Source organism: Vibrio sp. Isolate34 (assembly GCF_022397915.1).
Classification (GTDB): Bacteria; Pseudomonadota; Gammaproteobacteria; order Enterobacterales; family Vibrionaceae; genus Vibrio.
In genome coordinates this window covers 45,118-65,176 of record NZ_JAKEUO010000018.1, presented here as the reverse complement: position 1 = coordinate 65,176, position 20,059 = coordinate 45,118, and the positions used below count along the sequence as shown (strand labels likewise).

Genomic DNA, 20,059 nt, shown 5'->3' with positions numbered 1-20,059 from the left:
GTGCGATTTAGATGAAGAATGAGCAGGTGTTTAAGGGGCGAAAGTTAAGGCTTTAGACTGTGAATTGAGATAAGAAAAGAAAAAGGCTGAGTCGTTAAACTCAGCCTTTTAGAAGGTTAATTATTGATTACTAGAGTAATCTATTTAGTTAGGTCAATTTGGTAAACGCCGAAACCAACATCGTCAGTCGCAACACGTTTCATTGGGTATTGACCCTTTTCTTTGATGAACTGTGCCGCTTTCTCACTTGGCGACGTTTCAAAGCGGATATCTAGCTTTTTATCCGTTTTGATTGGTGCGAATGACCAGTTGTTGTCAGCTGTTGGGCTCACTTGGCCTTGCTCTTTGCTTACGCGAGAGATGTAGTTTGCAAGCACAGTACGGTTCTCATCTGGTGCATCAAATGCGATGAAGTCTTCACCTGTACCTGGGAACTTAGCACTGTATGCACGGTAGTTGTTGGTCGCGATCAGGAAGTCTTGCTTCATGTCGATTGGCTTACCTTGGTAAGTTAGGCCAACAATACGCTGTGAGTCAGGGTTAACCACTTTACAGTTTGCATCGTATTTCGCAGGTTGAGTTACGTCGATTTGGTAATCAACACCGTCGATAACATCGAAGTTGTAAGTACGGAAGTTATCCCACTCGATCAGCTGCTGTGGTGCTGTTGAGTTCACGTCGATCTGGTTGAATTGACCAGCAGAACACTCAAGCCACTCTTTTACTTCATGACCTGTTACCTTCATCGCAACTAGCGTGTTCGGGTAAAGGTACAAGTCAGCTGCGTTACGGAATGTCAGTTGACCAGACTCAACTTCAGTGAAGTTCGCTGGGTCATTTTTACGGCCGCCTGCTTTGAATGGTGCAGCTGCTGAAAGTACTGGAGTACCGTCTAGGTCTGGGTCACCTTGGATGAATTGCTCAACGTAATCTTTCTGTGCAAGGTTAACAATCTGCACTGTTGGATCATCTTGTACTAGAGACAGGAAGCTGTACATCACATCGTCTGCTTTACCAATCGGTTGGTTAACAAACTCACGAGTACCAGCATGGTCTTTTTCTAGTGCTGTCACGATGCCTTCATCAGCTGCAGCAAGCGATTTCTTCTCGATCTTGTCGTAGATAGGGCGTGCTTCAGATTGGCCTTTAACCACTTCCCACTTACCGTCTTTTTGTGCAAGTGTTAGGTCCATAACACCCACGTGACTACCCCAACGACCTGGCATGACTGCCGCAACACCGTTCATGGTGCCGTTTTCGTTGTCAACGCCTTGGATATTGTCGAAGCCTTTACCTGGGAATACTGCGTGAGAGTGACCGAATGCGATAGCATCAATGCCTTCTACTTCAGAAAGGTAAAGCGTAGAGTTTTCTTCGCCCGCTTTGTATGGGTCTTGAGATACGCCAGAGTGAGGGATTGCGACGATAACGTCTGCACCTTCAGCCTTCATTTGAGGCACTAACTCGTTCGCAGTTTCAATGATGTCGCGAGCAGTAACTTTACCTTCAAGGTTCTTCTTATCCCACGTCATGATTTGTGGTGGAACGAAACCGATGTAACCCACTTTGATCTCATGCTCTACGCCTGCTGTATCTTCAAACGTGTGCGTCTTGATGATGTAAGGCGTGAAGTAGTGTTCTTTCGTTTCTGCGTCGTAAACGTTAGCACTGATGTATGGGAAATCAGCGTCGTTGATAGACTCTTCTAGGAACTCAAGACCGTAGTTGAATTCGTGGTTACCGATGTTTGCTGCATCGTAGCTTAGTTGGTTCATGGCTTTGTATGCAGGATGAACTTCACCTGCAACGATGCCTTTGTCTGCCATGTAGTCACCCATTGGGCTACCTTGCAGCAAGTCACCGTTATCAACTAATACGCTGTTTGTTACTTCGTTTTGAGCTTCTTTTACTAAAGTTGCAGTACGTGCTAAGCCGATTTTCTTCGATGGCTTGTCTTTGTAGTAGTCGTAATCCATTAGGTTGGTATGGATGTCCGTTGTCTCTACGACACGCAGTTTAATCACTTCATCGGTATCTGGTGTTGTTGTGCAGCCTGCTAGAGTCAGACCAAGACCTGCAAGTACAGCCAATGATAAAGGTTTCATTGCAACTTTCATTTTGTAGCTCCAAAGTGGATAGTAGAAAATTCGTTGCGTAATGTAACAAAATGGAATGAAACAATGATTACAACGAATGTTAATTCGTGACTTAGATCGATTACTTTATGGTGTTCTGCAAGACGCCTCCCAAACCTGCTCAATCAATGCACAATTGAAATCGATAAGATTAGTCCATTCATTTCACCTGCTTATCTATAAATTTAGTCCCTTATCAGCTTTTCGAATAAAAAATGAAATTTTAGAATTTCCAGTAATATGAGAGGCTCGTCATAATGCCTATATCAAGGACGTATCAGGCAGATGAATAGCAAGGATAGCTCAAAACGAAGCTTCTGTTTTCTTCTAGTGCCAATACTCCCATTCACACAAGTGGATGAGTTAAATCCCTTGCTTGGCAAGACCAAGTAATGAATTGCTCGTAACGCGAGCCTTAAAGGAAGCACTGAAATGGACCAAGAACGTTTAACCCACCTAAAACAGCTAGAAGCGGAAAGTATTCATATTATCCGTGAAGTAGCGGCTGAGTTTGATAACCCAGTAATGATGTACTCCATCGGTAAAGATTCTTCTGTGATGCTTCATTTAGCTCGCAAAGCGTTTTACCCAGGCAAGATTCCATTCCCACTGCTACACGTTGATACGGATTGGAAATTCCGCGAGATGATTGAGTTCCGTGACCGCACAGCCAAGAAGTATGGTTTTGACCTTTTGGTGCATAAGAACCCTGAAGGTCTAGCGATGGGTTGTAGCCCATTTGTGCACGGTTCTTCTAAGCACACCGACATCATGAAAACTCAGGGTCTTAAGCAGGCGTTAAACAAGTATGGGTTCGATGCTGCCTTTGGTGGTGCTCGTCGTGATGAAGAGAAGTCGCGAGCGAAAGAGCGTGTTTACTCTTTCCGAGATAAGAACCACACATGGGATCCAAAGAACCAGCGTCCAGAGCTTTGGCACACTTATAACGGTCAGGTTAACAAGGGCGAAAGCATCCGTGTATTCCCTCTATCAAACTGGACTGAGCTAGATATCTGGCAATACATCTATCTAGAGAGCATCGATATTGTTCCACTTTACCTTTCAGACAAGCGCCCAGTTGTTGAGCGTGATGGCATGCTGATCATGGTTGATGATGACCGCATGGAGCTGCAAGAAGGTGAAGTGATTGAAGAGAAAAGCGTTCGTTTTCGTACTTTAGGCTGTTATCCACTAACCGGAGCGGTTGAATCTGAGGCGAATACGCTAACAGGCATTATTGAAGAGATGCTGGTGGCGACGTCTAGTGAACGTCAAGGTCGAGCGATTGACCATGATCAGTCGGGCTCAATGGAGCTGAAAAAGCGCCAAGGTTATTTCTAAGAATCTAAGGAAAGAAAAATGAATAGTGCAGTAGAAGCCGAATTGGCTGAATTAGGGATTGAAGGTTATCTAAGTCAGCATCAGCATAAATCTATGCTTAGATTTTTAACTTGTGGCTCAGTAGATGACGGTAAAAGTACGTTAATCGGTCGCTTACTCCATGATACAAAACAGATTTATGAAGATCAGCTAGCAGCCGTTCACTCGGATAGCCAACGAGTGGGTACGACAGGTGAGAAGCCTGACTTGGCACTGCTTGTTGATGGCTTGCAGGCTGAACGTGAGCAAGGCATCACGATCGACGTAGCTTACCGCTACTTCTCGACGCAAAAACGTAAATTTATTATTGCTGATACCCCAGGGCATGAGCAGTACACGCGCAACATGGCAACAGGCGCTTCAACGTGTGATCTGGCTGTGATCTTGATTGATGCTCGTAAGGGCGTTCTGGATCAAACGCGTCGTCACTCGTTTATTTCTAACCTGCTTGGTTTGAAGCATTTCATCGTTGCAGTCAACAAGATGGATCTCGTGGAATATTCACAAGATCGTTTTGAAGAGATTCGTGATGAATACCTAGAATTTGCTGAAAACCTGGAAGGCGAAACTAACATTCAGATCTTGCCAGTTTCGGCGCTTGAAGGCATCAATGTTGCTGCACCAAGTAAAGAGCTAGCATGGTTCGAAGGTCCGTCTCTACTGGAAGTGTTAGAGAACGTCGACATTGATCAAAAGCGTTCTTCGGGTGAATTCCGTTTCCCAGTGCAGTATGTGAATCGTCCGAACTTAGATTTCCGTGGCTTTGCAGGCACAGTCGCTTCTGGCCGTGTCAGTGTTGGTGATGAAATCAAAGCACTGCCGTCAGGCAAAACTTCTAAGGTTGCACGCATCGTGACTTTTGATGGTGATTTGGAATCTGCACAAGCGGGCTTGGCGGTAACGCTGACCCTTGAAGATGAGATCGATATCAGCCGTGGTGATTTGATTGTGTTGGAAAACGCTCAGATTGAATCGACTAACCACGTATTGGCTGACATCGTGTGGATGACTGAGCAACCACTGCAACCGGGCAAAGCTTACGACATCAAGATCGCAGGCAAGAAAACCGTCGGTCAGGTTGAAACCGTTCGTCACCAGTACGACATCAACAACCTGTCGACTCACGCTGTTGATGAGTTGCCACTGAATGGTATTGGTTTGTGTGAATGGTCATTGAACGAGACGGTCGCGCTGGATAAATACCGTGAAAGTGCTGATACCGGTGGCTTCATCGTGATCGACCGTTTAACTAACGTGACCGTTGGCGCGGGTCTGATTCGAGACCGTTTGGACTCTGTTGAACAGCAAGTCGGTAACTTCTCTGCATTTGAACTTGAGTTCAACGCATTGGTTCGCAAACACTTCCCTCATTGGGATGCCAAAGATTTAAGCCAGCTACTGAAGTCATAACGACCAAGTAACAGCTTATTGAATCAGGCGGAAACCAACCGTTTCCGCCATAAAGGACGGGTATATGTGGCAACAAGGATTTGTATTAGCGATTTTGCTCGGCATTATTACTTGCCTGCTCGTTACCCGTATTAAGCCAAGCTTTATCTTTGCTGGTGCGGCGTTCATTGCTTTTATGGGCGGCATGATCGATCTGTCGAGCCTAGCCAATAACTTCACTAACTCCTCGTTACTGACTTTAATTCTTCTGATCCTCGCATCAAGTGCGTTGGAGAAAACTCGTTTAATCAGCTGGGTTAGCCGCAATATCTCTGAAGGTCGGCTAGGCACAGTGGTTGCGAAGTTGGGTATTTCCACAGCGCTACTTTCTTCTTTTACTAACAATACGGCAGTGGTTGTTTCTTTGATCGGAGCGATCAAACGTAATCAACAACACGCGCCATCTAAGTTACTTATCCCTTTGTCATACGCCGCTATTCTTGGTGGAACCCTGACATTGATCGGCACCTCAACCAACTTGATCATCAATAGCTTTGTTGAAGATGCCGGACTGCCGAGCTTAAACTTTTTTACACCCACGTTGATTGGTTTAGCGGTTTTGGTCGGCGGTGTGTTGATCCTGATTCCTCTCAGCTACTTTCTACCAAGCTACGATGATGGATCTCAAGACGATTTACCTTACTTCTTAGAAGCCAGGGTGGAGCCCGGTTCGCCGTTAGTTGGCCGCAGCGTAAGTGAAAACAATCTTAGAGCTCTGAGAAAACTGTTCTTAGCGGAAGTGATTCGAGACGGTAAAACAACGGCGTCTATAGACCCTGACTTTATACTGCAAGCTCGTGACCGACTGCTGTTTTGTGGTGATGTCGAAAGTGTGGCGACACTGCAAGAAATCCAAGGATTAACCCTGTTTGGTCAGCATCATCTTAACGGCCAGAGCTTTGTTGAGGTCGTGGTGAGTTCGTCGGCAAGCTTCTGTAATAAAACATTGAAAACCAGTCAGTTTAGAGACCGTTTTGATGCAGTTGTAGTGGCAATTCGTCGTGGTCATGAACGCCTTGAAGGTGGTCTTGGAAATATCACACTGACTGCTGGTGACACCTTGATTTTGGTACCCGGTAAACGTTTTGAAGAGCAGCGCCAGCAACACAACAAAGAGTTTGTGTTGATGAATGACTTGGACTCAAGTGCCAAGCTTGATGCTGACAAATCGACATTAGTGTTATTGGGTTTTGCTAGCGTGATTGGTTTAGCGCTGGTTGATGTCGTGCCTATCATCAAAGGGCTCGCAGGCTTCTTACTATTGCTGGTGGCATTTGGTGTGGTGCAGCTTGGTGAACTTCGCCGCCGTTTTCCGGTTGATATTGTGGTGATTGTTGGTTCAGCTCTGTCTATTGCTCAACTGATGATTTCATCAGGCTTGTCTGAGCGTATGGGGCTGATGTTCATGGAAGCCTTTAATGGTTGGGGTGTGTTCGGGGCATTAGTCGCGACTTATTTCATGACTTTGGTATTGACTGAACTGGTTACCAATAATGCGGCTGCAGCGCTGTCATTTCCAATCGGCTACAGCATGGCGGTAGGTTATGGCGTTGACCCAATGCCGTTCATCATGGCTGTTCTGTTTGGCGCGAGTGCTAGCTTCATTTCGCCATATGGCTACCAGACCAATTTACTTGTTTATAGCGTAGGTAATTACCATCTTACGGATTATCTACGTATCGGTATCCCAATCTCGATTGTTTACTCGGGCTTGGTACTGACCCTAATTCCTTACTTTTTCCCATTTTAATGCTGTTTATTTAAAGGACTAATTATGACTGCAGTACTCAAACCCAAAGATGAGAATGTTGTGTGGCATCAACACTCGATTGATAAAGCATTTCGCTCTAATCTGAAATCACAAAAACCAGCCGTGCTCTGGTTCACGGGGTTGTCTGGTTCTGGGAAGTCGACAGTCGCTGGAGCATTAGAAAATCGCTTGGCACAGCTTGGTTACCATACTTACTTATTGGATGGTGACAATGTGCGTCATGGCTTATGTAGCGACCTTGGCTTTTCTGAGCAAGACCGTAGAGAGAACATTCGTCGTATCGGTGAGCTCGCTAAATTGATGGCGGATGCCGGCTTGATCGTGTTGTCAGCGTTTATTTCTCCCCACCAAGCGGAAAGACAGTTAGTACGCGATTTACTGCCGGAAGGTGAGTTTCTTGAGGTGTTTGTGAATACGCCACTTGAGGTTTGCGAACAGCGCGATCCTAAAGGTTTGTATAAGAAAGCGCGCGCTGGGGAAATCCCGAATTTTACTGGCATTAGCTCAGTGTACGAAGCGCCTCAGAACCCTGAGATAGATCTACCTGCGGGAGAGAAGACACTCGATGAACTGGTCGAATTGTGTATTGATGCTTTAGAGAAGCGTAATATTTTAGCCAATTGAGATCATTGGTATGACTAAGGCTGCTCAGTTATTTATCTGTTGATTGCCAACGGATAAATAGCGCAGCCTTGGTTTACCGAGACAAGAAAGCTACTCTCTAGACTCTCTAGACTCTCTAGACTCTCTTTATTTCTCTCAATACTCTTCACTTTTTACACCGTCTATTTACTAGGCTTTATTATCTAGACGGTGTAGTTCACACTGCTTTTCACTTCTGTCTGCACCGTGAACTTTTGGCTCAATAGCGCAATCATTTGATCGTAATACTGCATGTTGGGTTTGTTGCCAAGCAAGGTACACAGTTCGTTGCCTGTTGGACTGAATCGGTAATAAACCAGCTTCACCCCTTTGGATATTGGCGCCAGTGACATGCTTTTACCTTGATAGGTTAGGTGCAGTGCTGGGTCGAAATCAATCTCACCAGACTCTAACTCTGTACCTAGAATAATGCCGAGTTCAATTAAGTGGAGCAGGCTAGAGTAGGGCAGGTTGTGCCCACCAAGGTTGATCGTGTTGGTGGTGTCTCTTTTACCAAAGCTGAACAGTCCAGCATGGGACTTAAAGCCAAGTAATAGCTTTCTGCTGTTATCACTACCAAAACTACAGCCTAATGAAGCTGCTCTTTGTAAAGTCAGTGCTTCCTTTGGCGTCATGTCTTTTAAGATTTGCAGTGCCTTCATCGAAGTCGAGCCTGGATTGGTGACTTCTCGTTTCAAAACCTGGGCCCACAGTCTTTGCATCGAGGTATTGTGGATCTCTTGCGCCATATCGAAAAAACGGTACAGCCAGTCCTGATCTGGGTCTCCAGCCGCTTCATCTTTACATGAGGAGTGCGCCAGTTTCAGGATCTGCTCTAAGTTCTTTTGGCGTAATTCCTTGCGTTTCTTCTCCCGCAATACCGCTCTCTCAATCAGTGTGCTAGCGGCTTTATCGTTTGCTTTCTCGTTATGACTGATTAAGGAATCTAAACCGAAGCTTTGGGCAATGTGCAGCATTCGACTGGCACTGTCGGCAATATGAGGCTTTTTCTCATGCTTATGCTGTGTGTCGCTAGCATGCTCAATGATCACTGGCTGTTTGGTTTCTGACATAAGAGTACCGTTAGGATATGACTCAATACCAATCGTAGTTATTCATTGCTCGCCCTAGCTTGCTAGATAGAACGCTATTTCTGATTACTTACTGTGATTGGTATAACTGTCTAAAATGTAACTCTTTATCTGATTGGTGGCTAGATTTTGCGTGCAGAGTTGAAGACTTCAACAAAATTTTACTTTTGCTAATGATAATAAAATGTTAAATTTGTTGTAATTCTCAAGGGGGAGTTATGAATCAAGTTAATGATAACAAGCTGAAGAAACAGCTTGGCATAGGGTTATTACTCGCTACTTACGTAGCTGTTCTAGCTTATTTGTCTAATTACATCGTGTAATCTAGTCAAACAACATCGTTATTAAACTGTTATTGAATGATATCTTTTATTCAGTGACGGCAGCTCATCCTTGAGCCACCCTTCTAGTGACTACATGTCGTCATATTCTTCTATCGCAGTACCTTCAATAAGATAACCAGTCTGAGCTAAGTCGTGACTGATCGATTCTGTTTTCAGCGTACCGACCAAATAGATCACATCCCATAGTTGCTGAATGGGTGCACCTTGCGGGAACTTCACGTAGATAATCTGGTTCGGTGGCGGTGGCGGCACGTGGATACATGCGCCAAAGTACGGCACCAACAGAAACTCAGTGATCATGTTCGCATCGCCTTCCAATGGAATCACAAAGCCCGGGATCTTAACCTTGCTGCCGTTTAATTCTGGGCGAACAGCGCCAAGTGTTGATTGCTGAGGTTTTTCCATGCTGTTGTGGTCTACCATCGGCATACCAAACGAATCTAATTGAGCGCGCTCTGATTCTGGAATTAAGTCAATCCAATCCAAAGTTAATACCGATTCGTCAGTCGGTGCGGTTTCAGCGTGAGCTGTGCTGATAAATGAGAACAAAAGAAGTCCAAGTATCAGTAGGAATTTACGTTGCATCTTAGGTTCCTAATTTAGATTCGAATCGTCATGCCATCAGACAATGACTGACGGTAAGCCCGGAAAGCGGGAATAAAGCCGATAATGATTCCGGCAACTTGCACCAACATAAGCAGTTTCCACTCATGAGGTGTGATTGCGGATATCGATATGTTGATACCATAACTTTGTTGCACAATAGGAGCAACTACTGCGATCAGAGCAAACAAGACTGCAACACCTAATGTGATACCGAGGAAGGTCAGTGCACTGGCTTCACTAATTAGCAAACCAAATACATGGCGAGGTCGTGCGCCCATCGCACGCAAAATGGCCATCTCTCGACGTCTTTCTTGCAAGCTAGTGAGTAGGCTACTTAGCATCCCTAACAGTCCCGCGATTACAACAAACCCTGACACAATTAATAGCGCTTGTTCTGCGACGGCCATCATTCCCCACAATTCATGCAGAGCAATGCCCGGCATAATGGCGCTCAATGGCTCTTGGCGGTAGTTGTTGATTTCTCGTTGCAGTGCAAAGGTTTGGATCTTCGATTTAAGGCCAACCATCATCGCAGTAATCTGCTTTGGTTGAAAGTCACGTTGTTTCAGCGCTTCAGCATCCGGTGTGTGTCCTAAGTTGGCACCCGATTCCCAGCCAACGTGAATCGCTTCAATGGCCTCTAACGAAACATGCACGGTTTTATCTACCGGCGTTCCGGTTGGCGCGAGTATGCCCACAATTGTGAAGGGCAGATTGTCGTGGCGACTGAAGGCAACATCACTGATACCGTGCGCCAGAATGATGTGATCACCAATCTTGTAATCTAACTTCTTCGCGACATCGGCACCAATAACTACATCAAATAGTTGATTGAATTCTTTTCCTTCCTGAAAAGTAAGTGGTTGCTTACTTCCATAGCGATAGTTTTCAAAGTAGCTATGGTTGGTGCCCATTACGCGGAAGCCTTTGTGAGAGTCGCCTAGTGAGATAGGGATCGCCCACTTTACTGCGTTATGTTGGCTAAATTCTTGATAGCTTTTCCAGTCGATATTGTTGGTCGCATTGCCAATTCGAAATACAGAATAAAGCAGCAAGTTTACCTGACCAGAGCGGCCACCGACGATCAGATCAGTACCTGAAATCGTATTGGCAAAGCTGCTTTTTGCTTCGGTTCTAACGCGTTCCACACCGAGCAAGAGAATGACGGACACTGCTACAGTGAGAATGGTCAGAATAGCCGTGGCTTTACGATTGAGTACGCTTTTTAAGGCTAAGTGAGTAATTACTTTCATACGACAACCTTAGCTTGGTTAACGGTTTTTAAATCTATGGTTCGAGTGAACAATTTTTCGAGTGTTGGATCGTGACTCACAAAGATAAGAGTAGAACCTGCTTGATTGGCTTGTTCTAGCAACAGTTCGATAAAGGCTTCTCGGTTGTCATGATCCAATGCGGATGTTGGTTCATCTGCAATGATGATTTTAGGCTGTCCGATTAGGGCGCGGGCTGCAGCGACACGTTGTTGTTGGCCAATACTCAGCTCAGTAACAGGTTTATCCATTAGAGCTTGAGGCAGCTTTAGTCGTAACAATAGGTCTTGAGCAGTGGCTTGCAGGCTGTTCTTACTTTCTGTGACTTGTTGCTTGCGAATAGTTGAGAACTGGCAAGGAAGCGTCACGTTGTCGATGACTGATAGGTAAGGGAGCAGGTTAAATTGTTGAAAGATATAACCGATATGGTCGGCTCTGAATTTGTCTCTTTGACGAGGTGTAAGCTGAGTCAGGTCTTGGCCTAAGATAGAAACTTCACCTTGTTCGGCTTGGTTGATTCCAGTCAGCAGGCCCAGCAATGTGGATTTGCCACAACCACTTGGCCCTTTTATGAAAAGGTGCTCTTGAGCTTGGATGTGCAGAGAAGGGATCTCTAGTGTTGGCGGTAATTCTGGCTTCCAACGAAAGCTAATATTTTCGAGTTTGACCACAAGTGATGAACTGTCAGAAGACATGCGAGCTCCAATAATTAAAGCGGTGTATCTAAGGCACAGCAATTAGCAGCATAAATTCCCTAGAACACACCGATTTGAACAGCCAAGTAAGTAGGTACTTACTTGGCTGCTTATTTACGTTTAATCCGATCTAGGAGTGATTAGAATCTGAAACTAATACGCTCTGCGTTAAGTACTTCTTGCACTTGAGCAGTGTCTGTTAGTAGGTTCACCGTTATTTTTTCAGTGTTGCTGAATTTAGAGAACCACTGAGTGCTGACTGTGTCTAGCTTAGCAACATCTGAACATTCATAGTGGTACTCAACAGTGAACTCACCGTGGCCACCTTCTGAGTGGTCATGGCCTTCATGGTCGTGGTGATCGTGACCTTCGTGGTCGTCATGATCGTGTTCAGCATGGTCATGGTCTTTGTGATCGTCATGATCGTGCTCAGCGTGGTCATGGCCTTCGTGGTCATCATGACCGTGTTCAGCGTGGTCATGGCCTTCATGATCATCATGATCGCCTTCTAGCGTGTTAGTCACTGATTTAAATTTCAGAGTACAACTCGCATTGTTAAAGCTAAACAGTTCGTCTGGCTTGTTCAGTTGTGCGATAGCTTGCTCAAACACTTTCTTTTGCTCAGCAGTTTCTGGAGCATGTTCAAAGCCAACCACATCGGCACCTGGTGCTGTTACTTCAACAAGCAGTTCTTGTCCATCTTGAGCGATGTTTACTTCAACTTGACCATGTACGTGCGCACCATGAGAGCGGAATTCTTCGTTTGCTAGAACATTAGTAGAGACAGTCATGCCGATAACAACGGCTAAAATAGAAGGTTTCATGTTTTGTTTCCTGAATAAAGGTTAATTAAAAAGTAGTGGTAATTAAGTGTTTTTGACAGGAGGAGAGCGCGCTAGATAGGCGAAATAGAGGCGCTGTAGTGAGGTTACTGACTCTGTGATAACGACAGTAAACTCTGAATGAAACTCTGGAACTTGTGGCAGCGAGTGCGCAGTAATGAACTGATTTATCGAAAACAGCTCACAGTGATGTGAGGTGTGGTGCTCTGGGTCAATGTCCACCATGTGTGTTGCGGCTAACACGCTTAGCATGAGCATCAGCCCAAGCAAGAAGCCTGTTTTGCGTTTCACATTGTTGGGTGTGTCTTGCCACATGAGGATGATTAACCACAGAATTAAAAAAGGATACTGTTATAATATAACAATATCCTTTGATAAGGTCTCGAAAAAGAGGTGAATATCTGATTAAAGACTCGCTTTAATCAATTCAATGACTTGCGTGACCTCTGATTCGTTAAGCGCACCTTCTTTAACAAACAAGATTTTTCCTTGTTTGTCCTGAACGATAATCGCTGAGCTCTCTTCTTTCAGAGCCCAAGATGAAGCAACGGTGCCATCTTCATCTAACACCATAGAAGACCATGGAAATTCTTCTTTGCTGCTTTCTGCTGACGATTTAACAAAAGAACCCGTACCCCAGATAGCATCATCTTGGTTGATGATGGTCGTGGTTTGGTAGCTGTCTTCTGAGAACTTCGATGCGGTAATGGCTGCCATCAGTGGTGCGTTTAGCTCTTTAGAGCTGCTACGGCCAGCGATAGCTTGAACGACGCGAACTTTACCTAGGAGATTGCTGGTTGCCCAAGCTTGATATCCGGTATTACCGTCGTTTAGAACGATTTCACCATAGTTGCTAACATCGACAGCAGGTAGAGTTGAACCTACAGATAGATTGTGAGCATTGGCGAAGAGTGGAGAGGCTGCGGCTAGAAAAGCCAGTAGAGTTTTGTTTTTCATTATATTTTTGTTCCGCTTATTGGTTTGCACTGGAAGTATAATATGAAATTTGAAAAATGCCTCTTTAACTTTTTTATCGTACGATGTGGAAATAAGTTGCAGGCTTGTTACCAAAGGGTATAATGCAACGATATCAAGATGAACAACAGATTATCTTGCTGTTTGCTAAAGGAATTAGCGATTAAATGTGCTTAGAATACGGTCGTGTTCAGGTGCATGACAGTAGTACTCAAATGGAATTGAGGTTGTAATATGTTAAGAAAATTTTCTACTTACCGCCCACATCAAGTGGCGCGTTTCGTTAAAGTCCTGTTCAAGGGCCAGTTTGCCATCGAAGGTGTTGGAGAGTTTCGCTTCGACCAAGGCAAGGTGCTTCTTCCTGAAGTCTCTGACAAACAAAAGCTTACTATTTTTAAAGAAGTGAACGGCACGATTGCTGCTCTGCCTATGTAATACCAATCGTAGTAAATAACTGAGCTTTATTGATTGGTCTTGCTTCAAATAGATTAACAACGAAAAGGGCTTCCTAATGGAAGCCCTTTTTTAATGGATATCGTTTGAGGTAGGGTGCCTAACTGCCCTCTATTGTGGCGGGAAGCAAACCCCTGTTCCACCTAGTCCGCAGTAACCGTTAGGGTTTTTAGCTAGGTATTGCTGGTGGTAGGTTTCAGCAAAAAAATATTTTCCCGCAGGTAGAACTTCCGTCGTGATCTCGTTGCCTAAAGATTCAGTCATTGCTCTTTGATATTCTTGTTTAGAGTGCTCGGCGATAGACTGTTGTTCTTCGCTGAAAGTGTAGATAGCGGAGCGGTACTGAGTTCCTAAGTCGTTGCCTTGGCGCATGCCTTGAGTTGGGTCATGACGCTCCCAGAAAGTCTCTAGTATTCGCGCTAAAGAGATCTGTTCGCTATCGAATATGACACGAACGACTTCAGTGTGGCCTGTTTGGCCTGTACACACTTGTTCATAGGTTGGGTTGCTAGTGTAACCACCAGCGTAGCCAACGGATGTTGAAATCACGCCATCTAATTGCCAAAACAAACGCTCAGCTCCCCAGAAGCACCCCATACCAAGCAGGACTTCTTGTTGGGAACCTGTAGGAGCAGCGAGTAAGTCAGTTTGATTGACGAAGTGGCGCTCAGTAATTCGGATTGGATCAGCATTTCCCGGTAATGCGGTTGCTGCAGAAACCAGTTGTTGTTTGTTTTGCATGTTATATTCCTATTCGCATACGTTTACCGCGTTGGCTTTTATGAACGGTAGGTTCATATTAACTGTTGGTTTATATTGATTAAGTCTTTAAATTAGACCGCGTTATTACCAGATTTATTACAGACTCAATGCCTTTTTAGCGGTATTATTTCTTTTCACTTATTAACGTATTGATAACTTCTTCACCAATTAAACATGATAAGAAAAACTTTACCAGTTCTGATTGGCACTCTACTGTCATCGACGCTCGCTTTCGCTGACGTTTCCCTTGAGGTTAAAGGGCTAGATGGAGCGCTTGAGGATAATGTTGATGCTTATCTAAGTGCAGTCCCTGAAGAAGAGTATGCCGTTTCGCTAAGGTTCCAATCTCGCGTGGAATCTATGATAAAAGAAGCGTTGAATGCGTTAGGCTACTACCAACCGACGATCACTTTCTCTCACTCTGAAGACGACACCGAATTAACCGTTACGGTTGAGCAGGGTGAGCCTGTTCTTATTTACACATCAGATATTGTGCTGAGTGGTGAAGCTGAAGACGATCCCGACTTTCTGGCGTTAATCGCTAACAGTAATCTGTCTAAAGGTTCTATCCTGAATCACGGTAACTATGACTCCTTAAAATCGTCGATACGTAACCTTGGATTATCGAAAGGCTATTTTGATGGTTCGTATGAGGTCAGCAAACTCGAAGTTGCCCCTGAATTAAACCGTGCTTATGTGCGCCTTCATTATAACAGTGGTATCCGTTATCACTTTGGCACCACACAGGTTACGGGCAGCCAAATCGAAGACGATAGAGTGCAATCGCTTAAACCCTTTGAAGATGGCGAACCTTACTCCATTACCAAAGTCGGTGAGTACAACCAAAACCTGTCTAATACAGATTGGTTCTCTTCGGTGTTTGTTGAACCTGACTTAAGCCAGCTCGGTGAAGGTCGTGAAATTCCGATGAAGGTGAGCCTGGCTCCGCAAGCGCGTAACCAAATCGAAACGGGTATCGGTGTATCAACCGACCTTGGTGTAAAAGGCACCCTCAAATGGAAGAAACCTTGGGTTAACGCTCAAGGCCATAGCTTCAATAGCAGCCTATCGATCTCCAAACCAGAACAGACGATTACAGCAGCCTATAAAATCCCGTTGGACGACGTGCTTAATGACTATTATCAAATTAAGTACGGAATGAAGAATCTAGACAACCGTGATACCAAAAGTTTGGAGTCGAACTTAGCCTTAGAAAGATATTGGCGTTTGGATAATGGCTGGCAACGTACTGTGTTCATTCGATACTTGGTCGAGAACTATGAGCAAGGTTTGCAAGATGACTTGGCGCAATTCGTATTGCCGGGTATCTCTTTCTCACGAACTCGAACTCGTGGTGGCTCAATGCCTATGTGGGGCGATAAGCAAACCATCATGCTTGAAGCCGGTGATGACACCTTGTTGTCTGAAACCAAGGTGGTGCGTTTTCAAGGACAAACAGCATGGATTCGAAGCATTGGTAACAATCATCGTGGATTAACTCGACTTCAGTTCGGCGGGAACTTTGCCGATGAATTTGAGAAGCTGTCACCCTCGCTAAGGTTCTTTGCCGGTGGTGATAACAGCATTCGTGGTTATGGTTATGAATCCATCTCTCCTCGTGATGAAAGTGACGCATTAACAGGTGCAAAATTCCTTGCTACCAGTTCATTTGAATACCAATACCGGTTAGTTGGAAATTGGTGGGGCGCAGCTTTCTATGATATTGGTGATGCATTTAATGATAAGCCAGATTGGAAACGCGGTACTGGCGTCGGGGTTCGCTGGGCATCGCCTGTCGGTCCTGTGAGTCTAGATTTTGCTTGGGGTCTAGATGCGGAGAAAGGCGATGAGTTCCAACTGCACTTTAGTTTAGGGCCAGAATTATGATCAAAGTGATGGGAAAATGCATTAAGTGGACGTCGATTTCATTGACGTCTATTTTGCTGTTGTTGATAGCCCTGCTCGGTTTTGTATTGTTCACTAACCCAGGGTTGAACACAGTGCTATGGGGCGCTGAAAAAGCATTGCCACAACTTAAAGTTGAGAGCACCAAAGGGGCTCTTTTCCCAAGCTTTACGCTTAATAATGTTCAGTTTAAAGATGACAGCCTGCATATCGATACCAAGGTTCAAAAGCTGAACTTGGCTATTAATCCTCGCTGTTTACTCGATCCTAAGTTGTGTGTCGACCGCTTAGCGATTCAAGGTTTGGACTTTGCATTTACGGAATTACCTCCAGCCTCTGAAGAAGAACCTGAACCGACTCCGCCAGTGACATCGGTGAAAACGCCGCTACCAATCGTGATCAATCGCATCGCTTTGTCTGATATCAAACTGAATATTCTAGGGCATGAAATCGAGTGGGGTCTGTTTTCAACAGCTTTGAGTATGCAGGGTGAGAAGCTGACGGTATCGCCAACCTTATTTAATGATCTGAAAGTTAAGCTCGCAGAATCGACAGAAGAAGCACCAGCTGAAACGGTTGAACCAGAAGCTGCTGCTCAAACGGCGATTGAATTGCCTGAAGTCTGGATTCCTTTGCAGGTTGTGCTGGAGCGTTTTGATCTTAATCGTTTTACCTTAGAACAAGAAACTCCGATTGTGGTGAACCACCTTGGGCTTGAAGCTCGAGCGGGTAAAAATACGGTCGAAGTTTCCACTCTTGAACTCGATATGCCACAAGCAAGCGCGAACCTTGCGGCTAAAGTTGAGCTTAAAGACGGCTACCCATTAGATCTTTCTTTAGATGCTTTGGTGAAAGAAACCGACCTTGCGGGTCAGAAGTTATCACTGAAAGCACAAGGCAGCGTGGCTAACCTAAACCTAGAGTCTCAGTTTTCTGAATTGATTGAGGCAAAATTGTCTGGGGACATTCAACCCTTAGAGCCGACTCTGCCATTTGACCTTCTTTTAGAAGATGGCCAAGCGCAATGGCCTCTTTCAGGTAAAAGTGATTACCAAGCTGCAATTGAAAAATTCAAAGCCAACGGCTCATTAGATGACTTTAATGTGCAGCTTAAAGGTGAGGCGGATGGTAAGGAGATACCGGCCTTAACCATCGACCTAGAGGGCAAGGGCACCACAGAACAGATTGAACTTGAGCGCTTAAAACTGAACACGCTGGGTGGTGAACTCAATGGTGTGGTTAAAGCTAACTGGAAGAAGCTCGTTAACTGGCAAGCCGATGTGACGCTGAAGGATATTCAGCCAGGTCTGCAATGGCCAGAAGCAGAGGGTAACATTAGCGGAAGCATCGTCACTTCGGGTGAACTGACACAAGCGGGTGGTTGGGCGATTGAACTGCCTAAGCTCGATATCGAGGGGATTCTACGTGAATACCCTCTGGATATCGAAGGGCAGTTGTCAGCGTCAGATCGCAGCGCGAGCGGTGAACCTAAACTGAAAACCAGTGGTTTGAGCTTGGCTCACGGTGTTAATTCGATTAAGGCTCAAGGGCAACTGGATAAGCAATGGGGCATGGGCGTTGCGATTAATTTCCCACAGTTAGATAAGAGTGTTCCTGAGTTGAAAGGTAAGGTGATTGGTAACATCCAACTTAGCGGCCCAACGAATGAACCCGAAGTCGACCTTGCTTTAAATGTCGATAAGATTGATTGGAATAGCGAGGCAACACTTGAGTCATTATCGCTTAATGGCTCTGTCGTTCCACTGCCATTACCCGAAGCTCAAGCTGACCTTGTATTAAAAGCGAAGAACTTAACCTATCAAGATCAAAGTGTTGAAAGCATTGATTTAACGGTGAATGGCGGTGAGAAGAAGCATACCGTAACACTTGATGTGATATCCGACATCGTGTCGACAAGTTTGGCAATTTCTGGTCAGTTAATTCAGAAACCTTCTCTGGTTTGGGATGGCTCGTTAGACAGAGTCAAAATTACCACCCAGCAGGGACCTTGGATATTAGACCAACCTGTTGCGATTAAGGCGGATGTCGATAAGCAGTATGCCGACGTTCAAGCACACTGTTGGAAGCAATCGGGTTCGAGCGTGTGTTTGGATGAAGATATCCGAGCTGGGAAATCGGGTGAGGCTAAGCTCGCGATTAACCAATTCGACTTCGAACAAATTAAAGCCTTTGTACCTAAAGAGACACAGCTGCAGGGCTTAGTGAATGCGACCGCTCATGCCAAATGGTCGGAACAAGGTGAACCTGAGGTGACGGTAAGCGTCGATATGCCGAAAGGTCAGGTTGTTCAACAAGTTGGCGAGCCAATTACACTTGGTTGGGAAAGTGTTGCATTGAATGCACAGTTGAAAGACAACCAACTGAACGCCGACTTTAAGCTCGATGTTTCTGACAATGGTGACCTGTCTGGCACGGTATCGTTACCAGACATTCTCGCAGAAGACAAAATGGTCGATGCGGCCATTAAGTTGACAACCTTCCATCTGGACTTCTTACAACCGATCCTTGGTGAATACAGTCTGTTGAAGGCCGACCTTGAGAGTGACCTACAGGTAAAAGGCTCTTTGATGCATCCTCAAGTCTTTGGTCAATTCTCTGTTGATGGCATTCAAGTTAAAGGTGATGTCACGCCTGTTGATGTTAAAGACGGCCGTATTGATCTCGATTTTGACGGTTATAGCGCGAAGCTGGATGCCAATGTCGAAACGCCTGATGGTCACTTGGATATTGAGGGCTCGGGAGATTGGCAGGATCTTCAAGCATGGCACTCGAATGTGAGAGTGTTTGCTGATGAGTTGATGGTTGATATTCCACCGATGGTCAAGGTTAAGGTTGTTCCTGATATGACCATTGATGTTACGCCTGAGCTTGCAAAAATTACTGGTGATATTGCATTACCGTGGGGACGTATCGTTGTCGAAGACTTACCACCGTCAGCGGTCGGCGTCTCTTCTGATCAAGTTATCTTGAATAAAGATCTTGAGCCAGAGAACGAAGACACGATTCCATTTAATGTGATGACCAATATTAATATCTCCATTGGTGATGACTTTAAACTGTCTGCTTTCGGCCTTGAAGGTGAGTTGGTGGGTAAGCTTAATGTCGCTCAAAAAGACCAAGGTCCATTTATCACCGGTGAGGTAAACATCGTCGATGGTACTTACCAATCATTCGGACAAGACCTGTTGATCGAAGAAGGTAAGATTCTAATGAATGGTCCACCGGATCAGCCATACGTAGCGATCAATGCGATACGTAACCCTGACAACACTCAGGATGACGTGACCGCAGGTATTCGAGTGACTGGCCCGGCGACAGAGCCGACAATTGAGATTTATTCTGACCCTGCAATGCCGCAAGCCAACGCGCTCTCTTATATTTTGCGTGGCCAAGATATAGATGGTGAGTCGAACGGTTCGATGACGACGACCTTAATTGGTTTGAGTTTAGCGAAGAGTGGTAAGGTTGTTGGCGAAATCGGCGAAGCATTTGGTGTTCAGGATTTACAGCTGGATACCGCAGGCTCTGGCGATGACTCACAAGTCACGGTAAGTGGTTACATTCTGCCAGGCTTACAGGTGAAGTATGGTGTGGGTATCTTTAACTCGTTGGGTGAGTTTACCGTTCGTTATCGATTGATGCAGGATCTCTACGTTGAAGCCGTATCGGGCTTAGACAGTGCGGTAGACCTCCTCTATCAGTTTGAGTTCGAGTAGA

16 protein-coding genes are annotated in these 20,059 nt (G+C 45.2%); 7 read left to right on the top strand and 9 right to left on the bottom strand.

Annotated elements, in window-relative coordinates; translation table 11 throughout:
• Window positions 1–140: 140 nt before the first annotated feature.
• On the bottom strand, window positions 141–2,117 hold the full coding sequence (locus tag L1D22_RS17590) for a bifunctional 2',3'-cyclic-nucleotide 2'-phosphodiesterase/3'-nucleotidase (protein WP_055319928.1): 1,977 nt from the start codon (window positions 2,115–2,117) through the stop codon (window positions 141–143).
• A 414-nt stretch (window positions 2,118–2,531) separates the two neighbouring features.
• Here L1D22_RS17590 and cysD point away from each other — a divergent pair, with 414 nt between their 5' ends.
• From cysD to cysC, 4 genes are all read left to right on the top strand, one after another.
• The gene (gene cysD / locus L1D22_RS17585) at window positions 2,532–3,476 is read left to right on the top strand and encodes a sulfate adenylyltransferase subunit CysD (RefSeq protein WP_258166798.1); all 945 of its coding nucleotides are present in this window, start codon (window positions 2,532–2,534) and stop codon (window positions 3,474–3,476) included.
• 18 nt (window positions 3,477–3,494) lie between these two features.
• Complete coding sequence (cysN, locus tag L1D22_RS17580) at window positions 3,495–4,925, top strand: sulfate adenylyltransferase subunit CysN (protein WP_239830705.1); 1,431 nt, start codon at window positions 3,495–3,497, stop codon at window positions 4,923–4,925.
• A gap of 64 nt (window positions 4,926–4,989) precedes the next feature.
• Window positions 4,990–6,714 carry an SLC13 family permease gene (locus L1D22_RS17575; protein ID WP_017632263.1) on the top strand — a complete coding sequence of 575 codons (1,725 nt, stop codon included), beginning with the start codon at window positions 4,990–4,992 and terminating at the stop codon, window positions 6,712–6,714.
• 24 nt (window positions 6,715–6,738) lie between these two features.
• Window positions 6,739–7,359: an adenylyl-sulfate kinase gene (cysC, locus tag L1D22_RS17570; RefSeq protein WP_017107743.1), complete on the top strand. Its 621-nt coding sequence runs from the start codon at window positions 6,739–6,741 to the stop codon at window positions 7,357–7,359.
• A gap of 182 nt (window positions 7,360–7,541) precedes the next feature.
• Here the strand turns inward: cysC and L1D22_RS17565 are convergent, their stop codons facing one another.
• The 7 genes from L1D22_RS17565 to L1D22_RS17535 form a co-directional block, all read right to left on the bottom strand.
• Window positions 7,542–8,450, bottom strand: a complete 909-nt coding sequence (locus L1D22_RS17565) for a TIGR03899 family protein (RefSeq protein WP_239830704.1) — start codon at window positions 8,448–8,450, stop codon at window positions 7,542–7,544.
• A 431-nt stretch (window positions 8,451–8,881) separates the two neighbouring features.
• Window positions 8,882–9,397: a DUF3299 domain-containing protein gene (locus L1D22_RS17560; protein WP_239830703.1), complete on the bottom strand. Its 516-nt coding sequence runs from the start codon at window positions 9,395–9,397 to the stop codon at window positions 8,882–8,884.
• Between the two features lie 14 nt (window positions 9,398–9,411).
• A complete protein-coding gene (locus L1D22_RS17555; protein ID WP_215407305.1) occupies window positions 9,412–10,671 on the bottom strand; it encodes an ABC transporter permease in 1,260 nt (419 codons plus the stop codon).
• Window positions 10,668–11,384: an ABC transporter ATP-binding protein gene (locus L1D22_RS17550; RefSeq protein WP_017632268.1), complete on the bottom strand. Its 717-nt coding sequence runs from the start codon at window positions 11,382–11,384 to the stop codon at window positions 10,668–10,670. The genes L1D22_RS17555 and L1D22_RS17550 overlap by 4 nt, the downstream gene beginning before the upstream one ends.
• 140 nt (window positions 11,385–11,524) lie before the next feature.
• The gene (locus L1D22_RS17545) at window positions 11,525–12,208 is read right to left on the bottom strand and encodes a DUF2796 domain-containing protein (protein WP_239830702.1); all 684 of its coding nucleotides are present in this window, start codon (window positions 12,206–12,208) and stop codon (window positions 11,525–11,527) included.
• 42 nt (window positions 12,209–12,250) lie between these two features.
• Window positions 12,251–12,541 (bottom strand): DUF2607 family protein, encoded by a 291-nt coding sequence (locus L1D22_RS17540; protein ID WP_017632271.1) that lies wholly within the window; start codon window positions 12,539–12,541, stop codon window positions 12,251–12,253.
• A gap of 90 nt (window positions 12,542–12,631) precedes the next feature.
• Entirely contained in the window at window positions 12,632–13,183 is a 552-nt protein-coding gene (locus L1D22_RS17535; protein WP_017632272.1) for a YtfJ family protein, read from the bottom strand.
• Between the two features lie 252 nt (window positions 13,184–13,435).
• Here L1D22_RS17535 and L1D22_RS17530 point away from each other — a divergent pair, with 252 nt between their 5' ends.
• On the top strand, window positions 13,436–13,636 hold the full coding sequence (locus tag L1D22_RS17530) for a DUF1107 family protein (protein ID WP_060468692.1): 201 nt from the start codon (window positions 13,436–13,438) through the stop codon (window positions 13,634–13,636).
• Between the two features lie 129 nt (window positions 13,637–13,765).
• Here L1D22_RS17530 and msrA read toward each other — a convergent pair whose 3' ends face one another.
• Window positions 13,766–14,395 carry a peptide-methionine (S)-S-oxide reductase MsrA gene (gene msrA / locus L1D22_RS17525; protein ID WP_239830701.1) on the bottom strand — a complete coding sequence of 210 codons (630 nt, stop codon included), beginning with the start codon at window positions 14,393–14,395 and terminating at the stop codon, window positions 13,766–13,768.
• 195 nt (window positions 14,396–14,590) lie between these two features.
• On the opposite strand from msrA, the gene L1D22_RS17520 reads away from it, so the two are divergent.
• Both L1D22_RS17520 and L1D22_RS17515 read left to right on the top strand, forming a co-directional pair.
• The gene (locus tag L1D22_RS17520; RefSeq protein WP_239830700.1) at window positions 14,591–16,303 is read left to right on the top strand and encodes an autotransporter assembly complex family protein; all 1,713 of its coding nucleotides are present in this window, start codon (window positions 14,591–14,593) and stop codon (window positions 16,301–16,303) included.
• Window positions 16,300–20,058, top strand: coding sequence for a translocation/assembly module TamB domain-containing protein (locus tag L1D22_RS17515; RefSeq protein ID WP_239830699.1), 3,759 nt, complete (start codon window positions 16,300–16,302; stop codon window positions 20,056–20,058). Before L1D22_RS17520 ends, L1D22_RS17515 begins: the two co-directional genes overlap by 4 nt.
• The last annotated feature ends 1 nt before the right edge of the window (window position 20,059 follow it).

Coding starts and splice junctions, on each gene's coding strand:
- L1D22_RS17590 (WP_055319928.1), bottom strand. CDS start 2,117: ATGAAAGTTGCAATGAAACCTTTATCATTGGCTGTACTTGCAGGTCTT.
- cysN (WP_239830705.1), top strand. CDS start 3,495: ATGAATAGTGCAGTAGAAGCCGAATTGGCTGAATTAGGGATTGAAGGT.
- L1D22_RS17575 (WP_017632263.1), top strand. CDS start 4,990: ATGTGGCAACAAGGATTTGTATTAGCGATTTTGCTCGGCATTATTACT.
- cysC (WP_017107743.1), top strand. CDS start 6,739: ATGACTGCAGTACTCAAACCCAAAGATGAGAATGTTGTGTGGCATCAA.
- L1D22_RS17565 (WP_239830704.1), bottom strand. CDS start 8,450: ATGTCAGAAACCAAACAGCCAGTGATCATTGAGCATGCTAGCGACACA.
- L1D22_RS17560 (WP_239830703.1), bottom strand. CDS start 9,397: ATGCAACGTAAATTCCTACTGATACTTGGACTTCTTTTGTTCTCATTT.
- L1D22_RS17555 (WP_215407305.1), bottom strand. CDS start 10,671: ATGAAAGTAATTACTCACTTAGCCTTAAAAAGCGTACTCAATCGTAAA.
- L1D22_RS17550 (WP_017632268.1), bottom strand. CDS start 11,384: ATGTCTTCTGACAGTTCATCACTTGTGGTCAAACTCGAAAATATTAGC.
- L1D22_RS17545 (WP_239830702.1), bottom strand. CDS start 12,208: ATGAAACCTTCTATTTTAGCCGTTGTTATCGGCATGACTGTCTCTACT.
- L1D22_RS17540 (WP_017632271.1), bottom strand. CDS start 12,541: ATGTGGCAAGACACACCCAACAATGTGAAACGCAAAACAGGCTTCTTG.
- L1D22_RS17535 (WP_017632272.1), bottom strand. CDS start 13,183: ATGAAAAACAAAACTCTACTGGCTTTTCTAGCCGCAGCCTCTCCACTC.
- L1D22_RS17530 (WP_060468692.1), top strand. CDS start 13,436: ATGTTAAGAAAATTTTCTACTTACCGCCCACATCAAGTGGCGCGTTTC.
- msrA (WP_239830701.1), bottom strand. CDS start 14,395: ATGCAAAACAAACAACAACTGGTTTCTGCAGCAACCGCATTACCGGGA.
- L1D22_RS17520 (WP_239830700.1), top strand. CDS start 14,591: ATGATAAGAAAAACTTTACCAGTTCTGATTGGCACTCTACTGTCATCG.
- L1D22_RS17515 (WP_239830699.1), top strand. CDS start 16,300: ATGATCAAAGTGATGGGAAAATGCATTAAGTGGACGTCGATTTCATTG.